Annotated in this window: 21 protein-coding genes and 1 pseudogene; 6 read left to right on the top strand and 16 right to left on the bottom strand. The window is 62.4% G+C overall.

Annotated elements, in window-relative coordinates; genetic code table 11:
• The 3 genes from ACTHNR_RS25100 to ACTHNR_RS25090 form a co-directional block, all read right to left on the bottom strand.
• A partial coding sequence (locus tag ACTHNR_RS25100; protein ID WP_440551245.1) for a GSU2403 family nucleotidyltransferase fold protein occupies positions 1–658 on the bottom strand: 658 nt, incomplete at its 3' end.
• Between the two features lie 378 nt (positions 659–1,036).
• The gene (locus tag ACTHNR_RS25095; RefSeq protein WP_440551244.1) at positions 1,037–1,231 is read right to left on the bottom strand and encodes a hypothetical protein; all 195 of its coding nucleotides are present in this window, start codon (positions 1,229–1,231) and stop codon (positions 1,037–1,039) included.
• 294 nt (positions 1,232–1,525) lie between these two features.
• The gene (locus ACTHNR_RS25090) at positions 1,526–1,783 is read right to left on the bottom strand and encodes a DUF1778 domain-containing protein (RefSeq protein ID WP_440551241.1); all 258 of its coding nucleotides are present in this window, start codon (positions 1,781–1,783) and stop codon (positions 1,526–1,528) included.
• A gap of 276 nt (positions 1,784–2,059) precedes the next feature.
• Here ACTHNR_RS25090 and ACTHNR_RS25085 point away from each other — a divergent pair, with 276 nt between their 5' ends.
• A complete protein-coding gene (locus tag ACTHNR_RS25085; protein WP_440551250.1) occupies positions 2,060–2,764 on the top strand; it encodes a hypothetical protein in 705 nt (234 codons plus the stop codon).
• Between the two features lie 95 nt (positions 2,765–2,859).
• On the opposite strand, the gene ACTHNR_RS25080 is transcribed toward ACTHNR_RS25085, so the two are convergent.
• Complete coding sequence (locus tag ACTHNR_RS25080; RefSeq protein WP_440551239.1) at positions 2,860–3,189, bottom strand: antibiotic biosynthesis monooxygenase family protein; 330 nt, start codon at positions 3,187–3,189, stop codon at positions 2,860–2,862.
• Between the two features lie 118 nt (positions 3,190–3,307).
• On the opposite strand from ACTHNR_RS25080, the gene ACTHNR_RS25075 reads away from it, so the two are divergent.
• Entirely contained in the window at positions 3,308–4,174 is an 867-nt protein-coding gene (locus ACTHNR_RS25075; protein WP_440551238.1) for a LysR substrate-binding domain-containing protein, read from the top strand.
• A 117-nt stretch (positions 4,175–4,291) separates the two neighbouring features.
• Here ACTHNR_RS25075 and ACTHNR_RS25070 read toward each other — a convergent pair whose 3' ends face one another.
• The 3 genes from ACTHNR_RS25070 to ACTHNR_RS25060 all read right to left on the bottom strand — a co-directional run bounded on the left by ACTHNR_RS25070 (position 4,292) and on the right by ACTHNR_RS25060 (position 5,394).
• Positions 4,292–4,579, bottom strand: coding sequence for a type II toxin-antitoxin system RelE family toxin (locus ACTHNR_RS25070; RefSeq protein WP_440551236.1), 288 nt, complete (start codon positions 4,577–4,579; stop codon positions 4,292–4,294).
• On the bottom strand, positions 4,563–4,814 hold the full coding sequence (locus tag ACTHNR_RS25065) for a type II toxin-antitoxin system Phd/YefM family antitoxin (RefSeq protein ID WP_440551233.1): 252 nt from the start codon (positions 4,812–4,814) through the stop codon (positions 4,563–4,565). The genes ACTHNR_RS25070 and ACTHNR_RS25065 overlap by 17 nt, the downstream gene beginning before the upstream one ends.
• Positions 4,815–5,109: 295 nt before the next feature.
• The gene (locus tag ACTHNR_RS25060) at positions 5,110–5,394 is read right to left on the bottom strand and encodes a Fis family transcriptional regulator (protein WP_440551232.1); all 285 of its coding nucleotides are present in this window, start codon (positions 5,392–5,394) and stop codon (positions 5,110–5,112) included.
• A gap of 281 nt (positions 5,395–5,675) precedes the next feature.
• On the opposite strand from ACTHNR_RS25060, the gene ACTHNR_RS25055 reads away from it, so the two are divergent.
• Entirely contained in the window at positions 5,676–6,341 is a 666-nt protein-coding gene (locus ACTHNR_RS25055) for a TetR/AcrR family transcriptional regulator (RefSeq protein WP_440551229.1), read from the top strand.
• Between the two features lie 72 nt (positions 6,342–6,413).
• Here the strand turns inward: ACTHNR_RS25055 and ACTHNR_RS25050 are convergent, their stop codons facing one another.
• Entirely contained in the window at positions 6,414–7,583 is a 1,170-nt protein-coding gene (locus ACTHNR_RS25050) for a 4-hydroxyphenylpyruvate dioxygenase family protein (protein WP_440551248.1), read from the bottom strand.
• Positions 7,584–7,866: 283 nt separating this feature from the next.
• On the opposite strand from ACTHNR_RS25050, the gene shiA reads away from it, so the two are divergent.
• The gene (gene shiA, locus ACTHNR_RS25045; protein WP_440551226.1) at positions 7,867–9,180 is read left to right on the top strand and encodes a shikimate transporter; all 1,314 of its coding nucleotides are present in this window, start codon (positions 7,867–7,869) and stop codon (positions 9,178–9,180) included.
• A gap of 35 nt (positions 9,181–9,215) precedes the next feature.
• Positions 9,216–9,995, top strand: a complete 780-nt coding sequence (locus ACTHNR_RS25040) for an IclR family transcriptional regulator domain-containing protein (protein WP_440551224.1) — start codon at positions 9,216–9,218, stop codon at positions 9,993–9,995.
• A gap of 6 nt (positions 9,996–10,001) precedes the next feature.
• Here the strand turns inward: ACTHNR_RS25040 and ACTHNR_RS25035 are convergent, their stop codons facing one another.
• The 8 genes from ACTHNR_RS25035 to ACTHNR_RS25000 all read right to left on the bottom strand — a co-directional run bounded on the left by ACTHNR_RS25035 (position 10,002) and on the right by ACTHNR_RS25000 (position 19,266).
• Positions 10,002–11,390, bottom strand: a complete 1,389-nt coding sequence (locus ACTHNR_RS25035; RefSeq protein ID WP_440551222.1) for an aspartate aminotransferase family protein — start codon at positions 11,388–11,390, stop codon at positions 10,002–10,004.
• Positions 11,391–11,424: 34 nt separating this feature from the next.
• Positions 11,425–12,903: an NAD-dependent succinate-semialdehyde dehydrogenase gene (locus ACTHNR_RS25030; protein WP_440551219.1), complete on the bottom strand. Its 1,479-nt coding sequence runs from the start codon at positions 12,901–12,903 to the stop codon at positions 11,425–11,427.
• A 127-nt stretch (positions 12,904–13,030) separates the two neighbouring features.
• The gene (locus ACTHNR_RS25025) at positions 13,031–13,522 is read right to left on the bottom strand and encodes an Lrp/AsnC family transcriptional regulator (protein ID WP_440551217.1); all 492 of its coding nucleotides are present in this window, start codon (positions 13,520–13,522) and stop codon (positions 13,031–13,033) included.
• A 12-nt stretch (positions 13,523–13,534) separates the two neighbouring features.
• Positions 13,535–14,572 carry a N(2)-acetyl-L-2,4-diaminobutanoate deacetylase DoeB gene (gene doeB, locus ACTHNR_RS25020; RefSeq protein ID WP_440551215.1) on the bottom strand — a complete coding sequence of 346 codons (1,038 nt, stop codon included), beginning with the start codon at positions 14,570–14,572 and terminating at the stop codon, positions 13,535–13,537.
• A gap of 4 nt (positions 14,573–14,576) precedes the next feature.
• Positions 14,577–15,797, bottom strand: coding sequence for an ectoine hydrolase DoeA (gene doeA, locus ACTHNR_RS25015; protein WP_440551212.1), 1,221 nt, complete (start codon positions 15,795–15,797; stop codon positions 14,577–14,579).
• Between the two features lie 9 nt (positions 15,798–15,806).
• Positions 15,807–16,808 carry a cyclodeaminase gene (locus ACTHNR_RS25010; RefSeq protein WP_440551210.1) on the bottom strand — a complete coding sequence of 334 codons (1,002 nt, stop codon included), beginning with the start codon at positions 16,806–16,808 and terminating at the stop codon, positions 15,807–15,809.
• The gene (gene eutB, locus ACTHNR_RS25005) at positions 16,801–17,775 is read right to left on the bottom strand and encodes a hydroxyectoine utilization dehydratase EutB (RefSeq protein ID WP_440551208.1); all 975 of its coding nucleotides are present in this window, start codon (positions 17,773–17,775) and stop codon (positions 16,801–16,803) included. Before eutB ends, ACTHNR_RS25010 begins: the two co-directional genes overlap by 8 nt.
• 81 nt (positions 17,776–17,856) lie before the next feature.
• The gene (locus ACTHNR_RS25000; RefSeq protein ID WP_440551206.1) at positions 17,857–19,266 is read right to left on the bottom strand and encodes a MocR-like ectoine utilization transcription factor EhuR; all 1,410 of its coding nucleotides are present in this window, start codon (positions 19,264–19,266) and stop codon (positions 17,857–17,859) included.
• Positions 19,267–19,492: 226 nt separating this feature from the next.
• Here ACTHNR_RS25000 and ACTHNR_RS24995 point away from each other — a divergent pair.
• Positions 19,493–19,659: pseudogene (locus tag ACTHNR_RS24995) on the top strand (ectoine/hydroxyectoine ABC transporter substrate-binding protein EhuB); the annotation flags it as partial.

Genomic DNA, 19,659 nt, shown 5'->3' with positions numbered 1-19,659 from the left:
CGCTGGACGGAACGAGCAAATCGACGTGAAAGCGAGTCGCGCCCGCTTGCTTGAACGATGTCGACGGCATACCTCTCTTCATCTGCGGAACTTCGACAAAGTTGATGCCCGTCTCCTTCAATATCTCAAGGAGCCCGCCCTTCGGAACATCGCTCAGGGCGAGGGAGTGGCCCCGTGCGATGTCGATGTCCTCGGTTTCGTATGACACGGCTTTGATGCCGAGGCTGTTGAGTAACACCGCGTAGGCGTGAGACCCGATCAACACTGCGCCGGCTTGGAACAGCCCGTGGTTGGAAAGGACACCCATCGTCGCGAAAGTCTTGTTGTCTGCTATTTGAAAACCAAGCTTCGCCAACGCTCGAATGCGCTTGATTAGGCTCTTGGCCGACTCGATCCTCTCTCGAACCTGTTCGACGCGAGCCTCGACAGCCTCGTCTCCGCCAGGGCCGCCAAGATTCTCCTCCGATTTACTACCATCCGGCCCCATATATTGACGCGCGTAGTAGACGGCGCCTGCCCGTTTGTGCTCGATGATTGAGCCGGGGGCGCCGATCAGCACCTCGCCTTGCGCCGCGGCAGCCTGCTCGATGTTGGCGAACTGGGAGCAGTACGCTTGGTCGTGCAGCTCATAGAGGTGGGAATGGAATAGAGCCGGCATAGCCATCTCACGTTTCAGTAGTTTTCAAAATTCTACTGAAATCTTGCATTTTTCAGTAATTTTTTTTAAACTACTGAAAACAGCGGCGCCGCCCGCCGATCTTCGCCAGCACCTACTTCTCTGAAGCGGTCATTCGTGAAGAGGCGAGCTTCCGGTTCGCATGCTCTCCCAAGCTACCGATCATCGGCGCGTCTCTCATGAACTCCCAAACGCTCGTAGGCGATAGCGAAGCAGTTTCCGAGTTCCTGTTGAAGATGCTCACGCATTGCGGCAGCGGCTACGTCAAAGCGCTCGTACTCGTGCGCATCCCGTGGTCTCGGGTCTGGAGGATATTGGCCGCGCACCAATCAACTGCAGCAACAGCCTCGTCGCGCTGGATCAGAGCGCGGCCTTCAGGTCCGCAAGCGTCATCATGACCGTCATCGGTGCAAGCGGCGAGACCTCGAAGCCTAGCGCGAGATAGAAGCGGTGCGCGTCTTGGTTGAGCGCGTGCGCGATGACGCCGCGAATCCCGATTACATCTGCTGCCTGCGCGACGCGCGCGCCGGCATCGCGCATCAGTGCCCGAGCCACGCCTTTTGCCCTGCCAAGCGCGATCGACTGCCAACCGTGCGAGCACAACCACCGGTATAGGATCAGGCATGTTGCGGCGGAAACGGCCTGGCGCCGCGTCGACATCGACAGCGCCCAAGGCGAGCGCGTAGTAGGCGACCACGCCCGCATCGTCGCAGACGACGAAGGTACGCGTGGCGCCGCTCGCCTGTTTTTTGAGCGCGCGGCGCATCAGCCATTCATCGAGGCTCGGTTCGCCCGAGTCGAAGGCTTTGAGCACATGGTGGCTATGGAGGGGTTCTGGCGCGCGCAGCGTCATGCCGCTCCGCTGGGAGCGTCCCAGGGCACGGGTGTGCGCATGGTGCGTTTGAGGCGCTCGTTCGGCGCAGGCGCGGCGTCGAGGCGGGCCATGAACTCGGCGAGGACCTCGGGTGTCGCACGAACGAGCGCCGTCTCGACAAGTGTTTCCTCAGCTGCGGCGCGCGCTGCCGCGAGAATGAAGTCGGTGCGCGTCTGGCCACGAGCAGCGGCGGCGCGGTCGATCAGATTGCGCTCGTCGGACGTGATTCGCATGTCGAGCGCCTCGCGCTTTGGAGCGACGGCGTGTGGGGTAGGCATAGCGACGGATGCCGCGGCAGGACGACACTCAAGCGACAGGGCCGACCCCATGCGGCCGGTCGGCCTGGTGGAAGCCAGATGTCTGCTTCCGAAGGCGGGGCCGTCGTACGAGGCTTCGCCTGGCGGTCTCGGAGGGACGACGTGTCGTCGCCGGATTTGCGCCGAAATGATCCCCGTTGGATCGTTACAATTACCCGTTGAGTCACCCTTCGGAAGTACCGAGTGCGAGACATTCTGACGTCCTGGTTTTGGAGCGGCGATGCCATCCGCAATCGACGCGTGAGCGACATCGTTTTATCAGGCACGGTCGACGTGCCTGTGCCGTCCGCACGCGTACTTGCGGATTGGAATAGGGAGACGTCGTCGCGGCTCGTCCTGGAACCCGGGGACGTCGAGGTGATGCCTTTGGCACGAACGCAATCGCGCTGGCCCGACTACAAGCGCTGCGTGCATGCAATGTCCGACTGGACGGACGCGCTTGGACTGTCCAACGTACTTGCCTCCAGTGACGTGGCCCTGATGGCCTGTCGCGGCGCGAGGTATCACCATGACGGCGCCCAATATGGCGGTGCGGCCTTTTGCAATCTCTTCCTGAGCGAGGACAAGGGGCTGGACTTGCATTTTCCCTCTACAGGCGTTCGCATTCCTTTGACTCGGGGCACAGCCGTGATATTCGATACTGGCCACCCTCATGGCGTCATTCAACGACACAGCAGCGGTTTTAGTATGGCCGACTTCGGGCCAGACCAGGATTGCATCCAGATATTCCTGACGTGGGAGCTTCCAATTGAAGACGCCCAGGTCGCGCGCGCGCTCGAGGTGGCATTCGATATCGACACTTCGGCCTCGCTGCAACGGGATGAACAGCAGGTCTTGGTGAACGGCGCACCGGCTGCTGTGTGCCCGGAATCTGGTCGCTGGTACCGGGTTGACTGATCGTCCGCGTCACCGATCGGCGACGCACCACCCGTTTCGGCCGCTCGACCGTGCCGGCAAGGGACATTCAGAGCAGCGAAGAACGTGACTCCACATCACAATATCGGCCTCGCTACTACAGTGCGAGACCAATGATCGGCTGTGTCACGCACGACGTTGCAGACCTGCACTCTGAATTCTGAAAAAAAGACGCTCCGCCCCTTCTTCTTTGCGGCGACGTGTTCCGGATGCGTTGCCCAGGCGCGCATTCCCTCCTCAGACTCGAACTCAACGATCGTTACCCGTTCGCCATCCTCGGCAACGAAGCCCTTGTGTGAGATGTACCCCGGTATGCCGGCGGCCAGAGTACTCATTCGGGAAGCCCACTGCTTGTACTCATCTTGAGCGTCAGGGTTCAGCCTGGACCTGAATACAGTCACGATCATTTTCAATTCCTTCACAAGGCCACGCGTGCGAAATTGCACTTGGCATCGTGAAGTCTAGTGAGGGCTGGCATTCATGTAAAATGAATAAACATGAACGTAATTTTCTCGTTTCAAGAAAATGGATCTAACTGACCTGCGCGTATTTCAAGCTGTCGCTCTCGCGGGCGGCATCACTCGTGCGGCGGCCTTGCTGCACAGAGTGCCGTCGAATATCAGTACGCGCATTCAGCAACTCGAAGGCGATCTGGATGTATCGCTGTTTATACGCGAGGGCAAGCGTTTTCAACTATCGCCGCAGGGGAAGGTTCTGCTCGACTACGCTACCCGCTTGCTGGCGCTTGCCGAAGAGGCACGTGGAGCGATGCACGATGAAATCCCGCGTGGCGTACTTAATCTGGGTGCGATGGAAAGCACTGCCGCCATCCGCCTTCCATCATTACTCGGCCTGATGCACGAGCGCTATCCCAATCTGTCGGTGGAACTCCGAACTGGTGCGCCTCGGCCCTTGACCGCGCGTGTTCTCACAGGTGAGCTGGACGCAGCGCTGGTCGCCGAGCCGGTTTCCGATGTGCGACTGGAGACCGCGCTCGCCTATGTTGAAGAACTGGTGATTATCGGCCCCAAGGAGCATCCGCCGATCCGGTCAGCTCGCGATTTGCGCACGGGTACGCTACTGGCTTTCGAACCAGACTGTCCACACCGTCAGCGATTGGAAGCATGGTGCGCGCGTGACAATGTAGCTCCTCAGCGAATCGTGGAGGTCGGGTCTTATCATGCCATCCTAGGCTGCTGCATCGCGGGTATGGGAGTCGCTCTGATTCCTGCCGCGGTCCTCGATACCTATACCGAGCGAGCCAAGCTCTCGGTGCACAGCCTGAAAGGCGCCTACCGTAATGTCCGCACTCTGCTGATCTGGCGCAAAAATACTCAGCAGCCCAAGGTTAACGCTTTGGCGAGCTTGCTTGAGGAAATCCAACGGAAATGATCAGGGGCGTCGCGGAAAATATCGATAGAGCCCCCATCTCAGTAGTCGACTCCTTAGACCGATTGTTGATGAATCTGACGTCGGCATCGAATGTCGCGAACTGGCCGGTTACCGCCATCACGCATCCGGCAAGCGCTTGTGGACTCCGGAATAAATTTCGTCTCGTCGCCCTACCGCTAGAACCAAGACGACCACAACGTCATCTTTCACCTGATAGACCAGGCGGTACCCTTTAGATCGCAGCTTGATCTTGTAACAGTCACGCATTCCACGAAGCGCCGCAGACGCAACGCGCGGTGTTTCCAGACGTTCCTCCAATTTTTTCAGGAATTGCGCCTTCGTACCGCCGTCAAGCTTCTTCCATTCCTTCAGCGCCTCTTCAACGAAATCAAGCGCGAAGGTCATCAAGCGTCACCCTCACGGTCGGTTGGTTCATGCGCTCGCGTGCGAGCTCGGCCAACTCATAGTCTTCGACTCGGTCCATAAGTGCCGAATATTGATCAGCAGTAAGAATGTATGCGACAGGTTTGTTGCGATTGAGGACCGCCACAACGCCTTCCTCTGCATGCTCGATGACGAGGTTCGGATTTGCCTTCAGCTCCGAGATCCCGACGGTTTGCTCGGCAAGTATTGTTTCCATGGTGCGCTCAAATATCCAATTAATAGATCAAATAATAGATCTATAAACCAGTCTCGTCAAGCTCGCTAGCGCCTGTGGCGATGCACGGACGAGACCCTCCATCAAGGATTTTTTAAGTAGGGTCTGAACGTCCGTTCATGGCCGAATTCCGCCCGATCACGCGGCGTGCACTGCACCGTTGGAAAACGCGACGCCCCTTTTCAGTAATTTTTTTAAAACTACTGAAAACAGTGTCACCGTCCGCCGATCTTCGCCAGCGCCTGCCGTGCGTCGGGGCGCCGTCTGCCCCGACTCCTTACCCGATCAGCTCGAAGCGAATCTGCCTGCCAAGCGCTGCCGCGGCGCTCGCGAGCGTGGTTAGCGTCAGGCTCGTATCTTCAGCGTCGAGCAGGCGATTGAGCGCTGCCCGACTGGTGCGCATACGTTCCGCCATCGCCGTTTTGGTCAACTTCTGCGCCTTCATTTCCTGCTCGATTTGCCAAGCGATCACCCGCTTCATGGCGGTAGCCGTCGCTTCTTCCAGCACCGCCTCTTCGGTGAGGAGGTCGTCAAAGCTGCTTCCGATGCGCTTGTTCGCCATGATGGGTTAGCCGACCTTCAGTTGGCTCAATCGGCGCTTGACCGGATCGAGATCTTTCGTCGGCGATTTGAAAGGAAGACCGCCATCGTATCAAATTTGGTACGAAATGCAGCCCCGAGACAGATTCTTCGCAACGCGAAAATGATTGACCAGACATGTTTGGGGCGCAGGCGGTCACTTACAGATGACAAGAGACTGGCGCGACCGTACCCTTCCCTCAAGGGTTGTCCCACCCCCATGCTAAACTCCCCGATCCACCTAATCACACAAAGCAAGCCACCATGGGTAGACCGGCGGCCTCGGCGGGCAGTCGCGCCGCAACCGACGCTCGGCGCAAGTACGATCCGGAAGAGACCAAGCGCAACATTCTCGAAGTCGCGACGGCCGAGTTCTCCGCTATGGGGCTGGCCGGCGCGCGCGTCGATTCCATTGCGGAGCGGACGAACACGACCAAGCGCATGCTCTACTACTACTTCGGCAGCAAGGAAGGCTTGTACGAAGCGGTTTTAGACAAGGTATACGGCGACATCCGTGCGCTAGAACAAGACCTTCACGTCAGCGAACTCGAGCCTGCGGAAGGCATGCGCAGGCTCGTTGAATTCACGTTCGATTATCACGACCGTCATCGCGAATTCGTGCGTCTCGTCTCGATCGAGAACATTCACGGCGCGAAGTATCTCGAGCAACTGAAAACATTCCGCAGCCGCAATGCAAGCGCGATCGTCACGATCGAGGATTTGCTCTCACGCGGCGTGGCATCGGGTGAATTCAGGGACGACATCGATCCGATCGATCTGCATTTATTGATCAGTTCTTTTTGCTTTCACCGCGTCGCCAACCGGTCGACGTTCGGCACGGCGTTCGGCCGCGATCCGTCGCATCCGCGCTTGCGTGTGAAGCATCGCGAGATGATCGTCGATGCGATCCTGCGGTTCGTCCAGAAGTAGCGCTAAGCGGAGGCGGCTTCCACCGCCTTTGCAGATCGATCGGCAGGCACACACGCCGCCAAACAAACCGTCCTAAGGCGCCGCTCGCCCCGCCGCTCTCGCACTCGCCAGCGCATCGAGATTCCCCTCACCGAACCCTTGGTGTCCGTTGCGCTGAACCACTTCGAAGAAAATCTCCCCGGGCATGCGTTTAGCAAAGGTTTGAAAAAACAGCCTCGGCACGCCGTCAGTCCCAATTTCCCCATCGATCAAAATCCGGCGCGCGCGCAGCGCTTCGATATCGACGCCATGCCCCGGCAACCGGGCATCGATCGAATCGTAGTAAGCACGCGGCGGCTCGACGAACTCCACGCCATTAGCGACGAGCGCATCGACGCACGCAAAGATATCGTCGGTGGCTAATGCAATATGCTGCACGCCCTCCCCCGGATGATCGGGCAGATACGCGTGCATCCGCTCGGTGCGCGTCGTGCCTTCCTCGTACAGAGGAATGCGCACTTCCCCGCAAGGCGAGACCATGACGCGCGAATCGGGCGACACGTGTCCATCCGGGTCGACCTCGTGAATGTCGCTAAAGTGCAGCAGGTCCTGATAAAACTCGAGCCATTCTTGCATTCGTCCGGCGCCGACCGTTTGCGTCATATGATCCACGCGCTGCAGCCCCGTCCCCGCATGCGAGAGATCGTCGTGCGCGTTGGCGACGTCGATGGGCCTGAAGTCGATGTCGAAGATCGAAATATCGCCCACCCCGCCGCGCAAGCCGCCCCGCCCGCGCCATCGGTCGACGAAGTAGATATGCGAATCGCCGATCCCTTGGATAGCGGGAATCTTCAATTCGGATTCGCCGGTACGTTCCCCTTCGAACGGCCAAGCCCCCAGCCCAATGGCGCGCTTGAACGCGCGCGAAGCGTTCTCTACCCGCATACCCAGCGCGCACACGCCCATGCCGTATTCCTGCGCATAGCGCGCGGCGAACGAATCGGGTTCGGCGTTGATCAGAAAATTCATCGCCCCCTGTCGATACAACGTCACCGCCTTGCTCACGTGCCGGGCGATCGCCTTGAAGCCGAGCTGCTCGAACCGATGGCCCAGTTCCGCCGGCGCCTGCGTGGCGAACTCGACGAATTCGAGCCCGGCCAGACCGAGCGGATTGCGCGGGTCGGGCAAATGAGGTGAATCAACCGATTGTGGCGATTGTTGCGAATCCGGCAAATCGTCAGACTGTGAAGCGACAGGGCACATGCGGGTCTCTCCGGGCGAGGTTGCGTCGATTTTAACCAAATCGTTCACTTTGGAGCACTTCGAACGAGGCCTCCGCACTGTGGAACCATGTCGGGGCAAACCCGAAATCCGTGCGATCATCGCACGCGCTTGCGCGATAATCGCGCATTTTTCGCGCTAGCTGCATTGCGGCGGCACCCCCTCGGCCCTATCCTGCAATGACTCGATACCAAGACCATTGCAATGCACCGCGTGCGGATACGCGGGACGTGCAGACACTACAGCATCAGCAGGAGACGCCCGGATGACGCCCAACCTCGACACCCCGAATTCCATACACACCGCAAACCTTCAGCCCGCCAAAGGCCAAGCGCAGCGAGCGGCCGTCGGCAGCTTCGTCGGCGCGGTGGTCGATTGGTACGACTTTCTGCTCTATGGCATCGTGGCCGCGCTCGTCTTTAATGCCGCCTTCTTCCCGAAGGTCAGCCCGACGATGGGCACGCTCGCCGCGTTCGCAACGTTCGGCGTCGGCTTTCTCTTTCGCCCGCTGGGCGGCATCGTGTTCGGCCACTACGGCGATAGGCTCGGCCGCAAGCGCATGCTCGTCCTCACCGTGATGTTGATGGGTCTATCCACGGTCGCCATCGGCTTGTTGCCGACGTTCGCCACGATCGGCTGGTGGGCCCCCGTCCTGCTCGTCACGCTGCGGGCGATTCAAGGTTTTGCCGTGGGCGGCGAATGGGGCGGCGCGGCGCTGATGGCCGTCGAATCGGCGCCGCGCGGCAAGAAAGCGTTCTACAGCAGCGGCGTGCAAGTCGGCTACGGCGTCGGGCTCGTGCTCGCCACGGGTTTGGTCTCCTTGCTGAGCCACGGGCTGGGCGACGCCGCTTTCCGTTCGTGGGGTTGGCGCTTGCCGTTCGTGTTCAGCATCGTGCTCGTGGGGATCGGCCTCTGGGTGCGCGCGAGCATGGATGAATCGAAAGAATTCGTCGAAACGGTCGAGCATCAACACCGCAAACTGAAGCTGCCCGTCATCGAGGCGCTCACGCGCCACCCCAAGGCGTTCGCCTACATCGTCGCGCTGCGGCTGGCCGAGTTGTTCTCGATGTATATCGTCACGGCGTTCGCGCTGAGCTATTCCACTGCCAACCTCGGCATGTCGCGCGATCTCTTCCTCAACATCGGCCTGCTCGTCGGCGCGATCAGCTGCGTGACGATCCCCTGCTTCGCCTGGCTCGCCGATCGCTTCGGGCTCAAGCGCATCTACGTCATCGGCGCGACGATCGGCTTGTTGAGCGCGGTGCCGTTCTTCCTCGCGTTGGAGGCCCGCGCCACCGTGTGGATCGTATTGTTCTCGGTGTTGCTCGCCAATATCGCCCACGACATGGTCGTCAGCGTCCAGCAGCCGCTCTTCACTGAACTATTCGGCGCGGAATATCGCTATAGCGGCGCGGGCGTCGGGTATCAATTCGCAAGCGTGGTGGGCGGCGGGTTCACGCCGTTCATCGCCGTGGCGCTCACCTCGTTCGCGGGCGGCTCCTGGCATCTCGTCGCCGGCTACCTGGCGCTCGGCTGCCTGCTCTCGCTCGTCGTCGGCGCACGCATCAAGCCGGAATGACCCGATAGTGTCCGGCTTCATCGGCGAGCGCCGTCGTGGCTGACAAGAAGAAAGCGGCGCTAGACAGGCGCGATTGGATCGCCGGGCTCGAAAAGGGCCTGGCCATTCTCGAGGCATTCGACAACGAGCACGCGCGCATGACGCCCACGCAAGCGGCTGCGCGCACCGGGTTGTCGCGTACGGCCGCGCGCCGCTATCTGCTCACGCTCGAATCGCTCGGCTATGTCTATACAGACGGCCGATTGTTCGGCCTCACGCCGCGCGTGCTGCGCGTAGGCTGGTCGTACTTCGATTCGGCACGCCTGCCGCGAACGGTCCAACCATACTTGCAGCAACTGAGCGCTTCGATCAACGAATCGGCCTATGTCAGCGTGCTCGACGATTGGGAGCTCGTCGTCATCGCTCGCAACGGCGTCTCGCGCGTCATGACGACCGGCTTCGTACTTGGAGCCCGCGTGCCCGCGCCGTTGATTTCTCCGGGCGTTGTCTTGCTCGCGTATTACGACGATCCGGATGCCGTCGCCGCATGGCTCGACAGCGTCGAGCTGCCGCCTTATACGCCCCACACGTTGACGGCCAAATCAGGCCTGCGAGAAAAGATCGAGCAGGCACGCGTCGATGGATATGCGTTGATCGAACAGCAGCTCCAAGTAGGCGTGCGCGGGATTGCCGTGCCGCTCAGGAATCGGCACGGCGAAGTGGTCGCGGCGCTAAGCACGAACATGCCGATCGGCAATGAAAGCGCACACGCCGCGCTCAAGCGGGTGCTGCCGCGGTTGCAGGAAACCGCGGTCGCGATGTTGAACGTGCTTTAGCTTGAATCAACGTGCCGACACCTGATCGGCCACCTCGTCCACCGCATCCTTCACGATGCCAACGATCTCGTCCACTTCCGCGCGCGTCGTGACGAGCGGAGGCGCAAAGCCCAAGATGTCGCCATGCGGCATCGCGCGCGCGATCACGCCGCGTTGCAGCGCCGCCGCCGAAACGCGCGGCCCCACCTTCAGCGCCGCATCGAACGGCTTGCGCGCATCGCGATCCGCCATGAACTCCAGCGCCGCCAGCATCCCCGCGCCGCGCACTTCGCCCACGAGCGGGTGCGCATCGAAGGTCGCATGCAGCCGATCGAGCATGTACCCGCCCACTTCCGCCGCATTGCCGGTGATGTTCTCGTTCTCGAGAATGCGCAGATTCGCGAGCGCCGCGGCCGCGCAGATCGGGTGTCCAGAATACGTCCACCCGTGCCCCATCGGCCCATGCTCCTGCGAGCCGCGTTCGATCACGCTCCACACTTTCTCGCCGACGATCACGCCCGAAAGCGGCGCATACGCGCTCGTCAATCCCTTCGCCACCGTGATGAGGTCGGGCTCGATATCGAAGTGCTGCGAGCCCATCTTCGAGCCGAGCCGCCCGAAACCGCACACCACCTCATCGGCGATCAGCAAGATGTCGTGCTTGCGCAGCACCTGCTGAATGGCCGCCCAATACCCCTTGGGCGGGACGATGATGCCGCCCGTGCCCATCACCGGCTCGGCGATGAAGGCGCCGATGGTATCCGCGCCTTCGCGGGCGATCAGCTTCTCGAGTTCGTCGACGCAGTAAGCCACGAATTGGGCTTCGCTCATGCCGACAGGCGCCTTGCGGTACCAGTGCGGACATACCGTATGCTTCACGCGCTCGATCGGCAAGTCGAAATGCTGATGGAAGCTCGGCAGACCCGTGAGGCTGCCCGTCACGATGCCCGAGCCGTGATACCCGCGGTCGCGCGAAATGATCTTCTTCTTGTTCGGCCGGCCGAGCACGTTGTTGTAATACCAGACGATCTTGATCTGCGTCTCGTTGGCGTCGGAGCCCGACATGCCGTAGTAGACCTTCTTCATGCCTACCGGCGACCAGTCGATGATCTTCTTCGACAGCTCGATGATCGCGTCGCTCGAATGCCCGACATACGTGTGGTAATACGCGAGCTGCTTCGCCTGCTCGTACATTGCATCGGCCACTTCCGTGCGGCCGTAGCCGATGTTGACGCAATAAAGCCCCGCGAAGGCATCGATGTACTGCTTGCCTTGATGATCCTCGATGCGGATGCCTTTCGCGCCGCGAATGATCTTGCCCGCCAACGCGCCCGACGCATGGTCGTGGGCATGCGTCGACGGATGCATGAAGTGGGCGCGGTCTTGCTGAAAGAGTTGCTCGAACGATTGCGTCATGATGTCCCCTCGAAAATGAAATGCGTCAAACGCGTTAGGCAGCGGCCGTGACAGGCAGGCCGAGATTGCCGAGGCAAAAGTATTTGGTTTCGACGAACGGCTCGAAGCCTTCGAAGCCGCCCTCGCGGCCCAGGCCCGACGCCTTCATGCCGCCGAATGGGATCGGGGCGCCCGTAAACTTGACGCCGTTGACCGATACCATCGCGAAGTCGAGCCGGCGCACGAGTTGGAAGATCGTGTCGATGCGCGTCGCGCACACGTAGGCGGCGAGGCCGTACTCGGTGTCGTTCGCGCGTGCGATCGCTTCGTCGAGCGTGTCGAACGGCGACACGGCGGAGATCGGCGCGAAGTTTTCCTCGTCGTAGATGCGCATGCCAGGCCGTGCATCGGCCACGACGGTGGGCTCGACGAACCAGCCGCCGCGCTCGTGAGCGCCGCCGCCGGCCACGATGCGTGCGCCCTTCGCACGCGCGTCGTCGATCCGTGCGAGGGTGCTGTCGAATGCGTTCTGATGCATGAGCGGGCCTACGTCGACATCCGGCTCGAATGCACCGCCCACCTTCAGCCCACGCACCGCTTCGGCGTAGGCTGAAACAAATCGTTCGTAGAGCGGCCGCGCAACGAGGATACGGTTTGCCGCGCAGCAGTCTTGCCCAGAGGTCTGGAACTTCGCGGCCACCGCGATTCGAACCGATGCTTCGAGGTCCGCGTCCTCGGTCACGATGAACGGCGCGTTGCCGCCGAGTTCGAGCGCGAGCTTCTTGATGCCGGCCTGTGCTGCAGTCTGTGCGACGAGCTTGCCCACGCGCGTCGACCCGGTGAAGCTGACCGCACGCACTCGCGTATCGGAGACGAGCGTCTCCATCGCCATTTGTGGGTCGCCCAGCACGACGTTGAACACGCCGGGCGGGAAACCGGCTTCTTCGGCGAGTTGAGCCAGCGCAAGCGCCGTGAACGGCGTCTCGTGCGCCGGCTTGACGACCACGGTGCACCCCGCCGCCAATGCGGCGGCCGCTTTACGCGTGATCATCGCCACGGGGAAATTCCACGGTGTGATGAGCGCCGCGACGCCCACCGGCTCCATCACCGTGCCGAGATGCGCGCCGTCGATATGCGTCGGAATCGTGCGGCCCGCCAGGCGTTTGGCCTCGCTCGCGAACCAATCGACGAAGCTCGCCGCGTAGCGCACTTCACCGCGCGCCTCGGCCAGCGGTTTGCCTTGCTCCAGCGACAGCAGCGCAGCAAGGTCGTCGGTGTGCCGCTCGATCAGCGCGTGCCAGCGCAACACCGTCGCGCTGCGCTGCGCTTGCGGCGTCCAGCGCCACTTAGCGAACGTGCGATCGGCCGCATCGATCGCGGCGACGATCTGCGTGCGTTCGAGCATCGGCACATGGCCGATCACGGTTTGATCGGCCGGATTCTGAACGGCAATGGTCGATGCGCTGTCGCTATGCGTCCAGTGACCGTCGACGTAGCACAGCGATTTGAACAGTACGGGATGGCCAAGCATCATGACAGTCACTCCTTCCTCGACAAGATTGGGATGCATTCATTCTGTCCCGGCCGCCTCTTCGAAAATTTCCGTTTTGCGAGCGCCGCCCACACGTTTTTTCTGTGTGCGGGTGCGCCTACGCGAATTTCTAATCGCCGCTCGGCAGCAGGTCCGCTGAATCGAGCGCGTGGCTCGGCGCATCCTTGACAACCTTCGTCACGACATAAGTGAAGTACCGCTCGATACCGAGGTCTTCCGATAGCAATGCGTCGATGAAACGCTGGTAGCGGTCGATATCGCGCGCCACCACATGCATCACGTAGTCGACGCCGCCGCCCGTCGCATGGCATTGGACGACTTCCGGCGAAGCCAGCACGCGCGCTTCGAAGCGACGCATGTCGTGGGCGGTGTGGCGCGCGAGCGTCACTTCGACGATGATCCGGCTGCCGCTGAAGGCGCCCACCCAATCGATGTCGGCGCGATAGCCGCGGATCACACCGCTCTCTTCGAGCTTGCGCACGCGCTCCCACGCCGGCGAGATCGAGAGGTTCACCTCCTCGGCCAGCTTCGACTTCGTGATCCTGCCGTCGCGAGCCAGGATGCGCAGGATCGCCACGTCGTATCGGTCGAGCTTGATCACGTCGGCCTCGATTCAGCGCGCCACGCCGATCCCGCGTTCGACGACGTCCGCCACGACGGCGATCGTGTCGCCCGCCTTGACGAGCCCCGGGAAATGCCGCGCGGCGACGATGCCGTCACGTTTCGCGCGGTACTCGACGCCGGGCGTACCCAGGCGGACGGTGTCATAAACCCGTGCGAGCAGATCGCCTCGCACCACCGTTTCGCCCAGGTCGCGGCACATTTCAAGCAGCCCTTCGTGTTCGCTCGTCGTAAAGCACGAGCCGTCGGGCATGTCGAGCAGCGTCGTCGCACGCGGCGTGGCTTCAGCTTCAATCTCGACGTCACCGTCGCCGTTCAACACGCCCGCGTGGCGCAGAAAACCGCGCACCCCGCGTTCGGCGATCGCCACGCTTTTCGCGGTGGACGTGCCGCCGCCGCCGAGTTCGGTGCTGACGAACACCTTGCCCGCTTCCTCCACCGCGCTATCGAACAGCCCCACGCTGTCGAGTTCGAGCATCCGCATCGAATACGGCGCGCCGAACGCGAGCATCGCGCGTTCGCACCTCGCCTGCTGCCCGGCATCGGGCAACACATGAATCGCGGCGAAAGGCACGAAATCGAGCGTGCGGCCTCCGGCATGGATGTCGAGCACGTAGTCCGCCAGCGGCAACAGATGCCGATGGAAGTAATCGGCGATTTTCTCGGTCACCGTGCCGTCGGGCTTGCCTGGAAAGCTACGGTTCAAGTTGCCCGCATCGATCGGCGACGTGCGCGTGCCCGCCCGAAACGCCGGGTAATTCATGAACGGCACGACGATCACGCGCCCGCTCACGTCGCTCGCCTTCAGGCTGCCGGCGAGCTTGGACAGCGCGACGGGGCCCTCGTACTCATCGCCATGATTGCCGCCGGTGAGCAGCACGGTAGGCCCGTCGCCGCGCTTGACGACCGTGATCGGGATCATGATCGCGCCCCACGCGGAATCGTCGCGCGAATACGGCAGCTTCAGGAAGCCGTGCTGCTCGCCGTCCGCGTCGAAATCGACGGTCGGCGTGATGGGGGAAGCACGCATCGCGTCACTCCTTGACGAACAGCTTGCGCGGCGTGTTGCAGAATGTCTCGACGCCCGTTTCCGTGATCAAAATGCTTTCCGTGATTTCGAGGCCCCAATCGTCGAGCCACAGGCCCGGCATGAAGTGAAACGTCATGCCGGGTTCGAGGACCGTCTGGTCCCCCGGACGCAGGCTCATCGTGCGCTCGCCCCAGTCGGGCGGATAGCTCGCGCCGATCGGGTAGCCGCAGCGGCTATCCTTCTCGATGCCCGACTTGCGCAGCACCGCGAAGAACGCATTGGCGATGTCCTCGCAGCGGTTGCCGGGTTTCGCGGCCGCGAGCCCCGCTTCGATGCCTTCGACCACCGCTCGCTCCCCATCGACGAAATGCTTCGGGGGCTTGCCCAAATACACCGTGCGCGATTGCGGGCAGTGATAGCGCTTGAAGCAACCGGCAATTTCGAAGAACGTTCCGGCATTGGCCGTGAAGGGCGTATCGTCCCAGGTCAAATGCGGCGCGGCGGCATCGGAGCCCGTGGGCAGCAGCGGCACGATGGCCGGATAATCGCCGCCGTATCCGTCCACGCCGGTGATCCCCGCCGAGTAGATTTCGGCCACGAGATCGCTTTTTCTCATCCCCGGTTCGACCACGTCGACGATGCGCGCATGCATCTTCTCGACGATCCTGGCGGCGATGCGCATGTATTCGATCTCGCGCGGCGATTTCACGGCGCGCTGCCAATTGACGAGGCTCGTCGCATCGATCCACGTCGCGCGCGGCAAGTGCTGCTGCAACGAGCGAAACGCGGCCGCGCTGAAGTAGTAGTTGTCGAGTTCGACGCCGATGCGCGATGCATCCCATCCGAACGCTGCGACGACTTCCTTCGACAGGTAGTCCATCGGATGCCGAACCGGCGACTGAACATAGTGATCGGGATAACCGACGATCCGATCGTGCGCCATGAACACCGTGCGTTTGGCTCCGTTCGCGTCCTGCCCGCGGCCGAACCAGACGGGGTCGCCGTCCATCGGCAGCAGCACGCACTGATGCACGTAGAACGACCAGCCGTCATAGCCCGTCAACCAGGCCATATTCGTGGGATCGGAAACGATCAACAGGTCGATTCCCGCTTGCTGCATCGCGCGGCGCGTCTTGGCGATCCGCGCCGCATACTCGCTGCGTTCGAACGCGAGGCGTGGCTCGAAGCGGGTTGCACCCGCCTGATGCTCCATCTCTGTAGACATCTGTACCTCTCAGGCTGTCATGTCGTTGTGGAAAATCGTGCCCGCACCCACCGCGCGTGCGCGCTCGAGGGCAAGGACGGCGATGGCGGTGTCTTGCGCGCCGGTGCCGGTCAAGTCGCACACGGTGATGTCGTCGGCGCTCGCTCTACCCTGCGCAACGCCGGCAATGATCTGGCCGAGTTCGGGGAACGTCGTTTCGGGCGACACCACGCCGGCCCGGATCGCATGATGCAGTTCGCCGATCACGCGCACTTGCGCGAGGCGATCGCATACATAGCGCGCGGCTTCGAATACCGATGGGGAAAGCTCCGTCTTGTAATCGGCGTCGGAACCCATGGCGGTGATGTGCAGGCCGCGACGAAGGTGATGTGCATGGACGAGCGGCTCGCGGCTCGGCGTTGTCGTGATGGCGATGTCGGCCTCGTCGAAGGCGTCGTCGACCGAGCCCGCCACGACGCACGGCAGATCCAGCCGCGATCGGATGTCGGCGGCGCACACCGCGGCGCGGTCCGCATCGCGCGCCCACACCGTCACGTGTTCGATCTTGCGCACGAGCGCCAGCGCCTGCAGTTGCAGCCGGGCCTGTTCGCCCGCGCCGATCACGGCCACGCGGTGCGCATCGGGCCGCGCGAGCCGGCGCGCGGCGACGGCGCCCGCCGCCGCGGTGCGCACCGCCGTCAGATAGCCGTTGTCGAGCAGCACGGCCTCGGTCAGTCCCGTGCGCGCGGACAACACGAGCATGAGACCGTTCAGGCTCGGCAATCCCAGCGCCGGATTGTCGAAGAAGCCCGGGCTGATTTTGATGGCGAAGCTGTCGAAGCGCGGCAAGTACGCGGTCTTGACGTCGACCTCGCCGTGCCGCTCCGCCAGCGCGAGATTGAGCACGGGCGGCATGACCACGGGTTCGGTCGCGAGAGATAGGAATGCGCGTTCGACTTGATCGACGGCCGCGAGATCGAGCGGGACGAGCGCGCGCAGTTGCGCCTCGCCCACGATCGTAATGTCAGGCATCTGCGTTCTCCATGACGATGCGTCGATGCGCATCGATATCGATATTGGCGCCGCTCACCACGATGACGATCGGGCCGTTCTTGACGGGGATGCGCCCATCGAGCACCGCCGCGATGCCGACAGCTGCCGCGCCTTCCACGATGAGGCGCTCGGCTCGGTAGGCGTGCACGATGCCGCGCGCGATCGACGGTTCATCGAGCAGGACGATGTCGTCCACCAAGTCATGCGTCATCGCGAATGTGTAGCGGTTATCGAGCCCGATGCCGCCGCCGAGCGAATCGGCGAGCGTCGCGACCTCTTCCACGGCGATGGGCCGACCGGCCGCGAGGCTCTCATGCATCGCGGCGCCGCGCGCCATCGTCACGCCGATCGCGCACAGGTCCGGGCGAATCGTCTTGGCCGCGAACGCAACGCCGCTGAAAAGCCCGCCGCCCGACAGCGGCACGACGAGCGTCGCCGCATCGGGCAACGCCTCCAAGATTTCCAAGCCGATGGTCGCTTGGCCGGCGATCACGCGCACGTCGTCGAACGGCGGGACGAAGGCATAGCCTTCATCGCTCGCCAAGCGCAGCGCTTCCACCTGCGCGTCGTCTTGACTGCGCCCGACGATGACGACACGTGCGCCGAGCGCGGAAACGGCGTCGACTTTGTTCTTCGGCACGAGCGAGGACATGCAGACCGCGGCTTCGATGCCGAGCGCGCGCGCCGCGTAGGCCAGCGCGCGGCCATGATTGCCCGTGGAGGCGGTCACGACTTTCGTCACGCCCTCGGCGGCCATTTGCGCGAGCGTGTTCGTCGCGCCGCGCACCTTGAAGCTGCCGGTGGGTTGGACGGTTTCGAGCTTGAGGTAGACGGGCACGCCGGCTTGCTGCGACAGCGATGCCGATTCCACGAGAGGCGTGTGCGTCACGCGCCCCGCTAGGCGACGCCGCGCTCGAAAGACATCCGCAAGAGACAGAATGGACATGGACCGCTACCGCAAAACATTGTCGATGCGGCCCAGTCTAATGTTGCGGAAAATGCCGGCTCAATGTCCTAGGACATCAAATTAGATGAAATCGTGAACGTGCGGGTATTGTTCGAAAACTTCGGCGATGACGTCGAGCGCGGCTTCGTAAGCAGGCTCGGAGACGTCCGCGCCTAGACACAGGCGCACGGCGTTGGGCCGCTCGGCGCCGCGCACGAGAAACGGATCGGGCGAAGTCACCGCGATCTGCCGGTTGCGCAATTCGCGCACGACGCGGTCGGCCTGCCAGTGATCGGGCACGCGCAGCCACGCGGACACCGCGTTCGGATGACTGCCCAGCACGTATTTGCCGAGCCTCGATGCGAGCACCGCATGGCGGGCGGCAAGCCGCGTCCGCTGCAGCTCGACCAGACGCCGCGCCGTGCCGTCGGCGATCCAGCGCGTCGCCACCTCGGCTACCGCGGTCGTCGCCATCCACGAACTCACGCGAAGGACGCTTTCGCAGCGCAGCGCTAGGCGCCTGGGCATCGCCAGATAGCCCGTGCGCAACCCGGTCAGCACCGATTTGGTCATGCTCGTGCAGTAGAAGGCCAACTCCGGAATGAGGCTCGCAATGGGCGTGTGCGTTTTCTCGGGCAACGCGCCGTAGACATCGTCTTCGATCACGTAAACGCCGTAGCGCTCGGCAATGCGCGCCACGGCTCGGCGCCGGGCATCGGTCATGATCGATACCGTGGGGTTGTTCAACGTGGGCGTGCAGACGAGCGCCGAAATGCGCTCGCTGTCGCACATCTCCTCGAAATGCTCGGGCCGCAGGCCATGCTCGTCCATCTCGAGGCCCTTCAACGTGAAGCCGAGCACGTTCGCCGAACCGATGACGCCATGATCGGTCAAGCTTTCGCATAGCACCGTATCGCCGGGCCCCACCAGCGATGCCAATGCGAGGAAGATGCCGTGCGCGGCCCCATTGGTCACCAGCAGCGAATCGGGATGCGCGGGCATATTGAGCGAGTCCAGCCATGCGACGCCGGCCTGCCTATGGTGTTCGAACCCCGCGATCGGACGAAACGCGCGTATCCACGGCTGATCCTCGACAGTCGCGAGCGTCGCGCACACCCTGCGCCAGGCCTCGTCGTGTTCCGGGGTATGAACCATGCGCGCAATCGAGAAATCGACCACTTCCCGTTCGGTCGTATCGAGTATGTAATTGGATACGCGTTCGGTCAGGCGTCCCGCGACGAAGCTGCCGCGCCCCACCTCGCAGCGAATGAGGCCCTGGCGCTCCAGCTCCTTGTACGCGTTCGTGACCGTTTGCACGCTGATGCCGAGTTCCGTGGCCACGTCGCGCTGCGGCGGCAGGCGCGCCCCGGACACAAGGACAGCTGCCTCGATGTCGCCCGCGATCGCCTTGACGAGGCGCTTGTACTTCGATTCGGCCCCGTGCACGGCGTCGACCGCCTCGCGCCAGGCCTTGTTCGTTCGTTGAGTCATGTCACGCTCGCCCTCTGAATCGCTTTGCGCCAATGGTCGCTCGAATCGCGCCCGGAAAATAATTGTCCTAGAGCAATCGAAAAGAAAAAAATGGCTTTGTATGCTGCATTCGACTGGTGTTGCGATACGCCAGGGCATTGTTCTACAAGGGTTTTCCATTAGACCGCGATGGCAGCCGGACACGGACGGCCGCGGTGATTCAAGTCAACCAACGGAAGGCATCGACATGAAACACAACAGACTGACTCTGACCGGCGTGCTCGGCGCGCTGGCCGCAATCGTCGGACTGATCGGCCAGGCACCGGCGGCCCACGCGGAAACCACGCTGCAGCGGATCCAGCGCACGGGCGTCGTGCGCATCGGCTACGCGAACGAAAAACCGTTCGCCTACAC

The organism is Trinickia sp. (assembly GCF_051954495.1).
GTDB lineage: Bacteria > Pseudomonadota > Gammaproteobacteria > Burkholderiales > Burkholderiaceae > Trinickia.
The sequence above is the reverse complement of the archived record's forward strand: the minus strand, read 5'-3'. Positions and strand labels throughout refer to the sequence as shown.

Bases quoted from the DNA above. Each gene is read 5' to 3' on its own strand.
- ACTHNR_RS25070 (WP_440551236.1), bottom strand. From the start codon at position 4,579: ATGACCTTCGCGCTTGATTTCGTTGAAGAGGCGCTGAAGGAATGGAAG.
- doeA (WP_440551212.1), bottom strand. From the start codon at position 15,797: ATGTCTACAGAGATGGAGCATCAGGCGGGTGCAACCCGCTTCGAGCCA.
- ACTHNR_RS25030 (WP_440551219.1), bottom strand. From the start codon at position 12,903: ATGATGCTTGGCCATCCCGTACTGTTCAAATCGCTGTGCTACGTCGAC.
- ACTHNR_RS25055 (WP_440551229.1), top strand. From the start codon at position 5,676: ATGGGTAGACCGGCGGCCTCGGCGGGCAGTCGCGCCGCAACCGACGCT.
- eutB (WP_440551208.1), bottom strand. From the start codon at position 17,775: ATGTCCATTCTGTCTCTTGCGGATGTCTTTCGAGCGCGGCGTCGCCTA.
- ACTHNR_RS25000 (WP_440551206.1), bottom strand. From the start codon at position 19,266: ATGACTCAACGAACGAACAAGGCCTGGCGCGAGGCGGTCGACGCCGTG.
- ACTHNR_RS25075 (WP_440551238.1), top strand. From the start codon at position 3,308: ATGGATCTAACTGACCTGCGCGTATTTCAAGCTGTCGCTCTCGCGGGC.
- shiA (WP_440551226.1), top strand. From the start codon at position 7,867: ATGACGCCCAACCTCGACACCCCGAATTCCATACACACCGCAAACCTT.
- ACTHNR_RS25050 (WP_440551248.1), bottom strand. From the start codon at position 7,583: ATGTGCCCTGTCGCTTCACAGTCTGACGATTTGCCGGATTCGCAACAA.
- ACTHNR_RS25035 (WP_440551222.1), bottom strand. From the start codon at position 11,390: ATGACGCAATCGTTCGAGCAACTCTTTCAGCAAGACCGCGCCCACTTC.
- ACTHNR_RS25010 (WP_440551210.1), bottom strand. From the start codon at position 16,808: ATGCCTGACATTACGATCGTGGGCGAGGCGCAACTGCGCGCGCTCGTC.
- doeB (WP_440551215.1), bottom strand. From the start codon at position 14,572: ATGCGTGCTTCCCCCATCACGCCGACCGTCGATTTCGACGCGGACGGC.
- ACTHNR_RS25090 (WP_440551241.1), bottom strand. From the start codon at position 1,783: ATGCGAATCACGTCCGACGAGCGCAATCTGATCGACCGCGCCGCCGCT.
- ACTHNR_RS25080 (WP_440551239.1), bottom strand. From the start codon at position 3,189: ATGATCGTGACTGTATTCAGGTCCAGGCTGAACCCTGACGCTCAAGAT.
- ACTHNR_RS25065 (WP_440551233.1), bottom strand. From the start codon at position 4,814: ATGGAAACAATACTTGCCGAGCAAACCGTCGGGATCTCGGAGCTGAAG.
- ACTHNR_RS25060 (WP_440551232.1), bottom strand. From the start codon at position 5,394: ATGGCGAACAAGCGCATCGGAAGCAGCTTTGACGACCTCCTCACCGAA.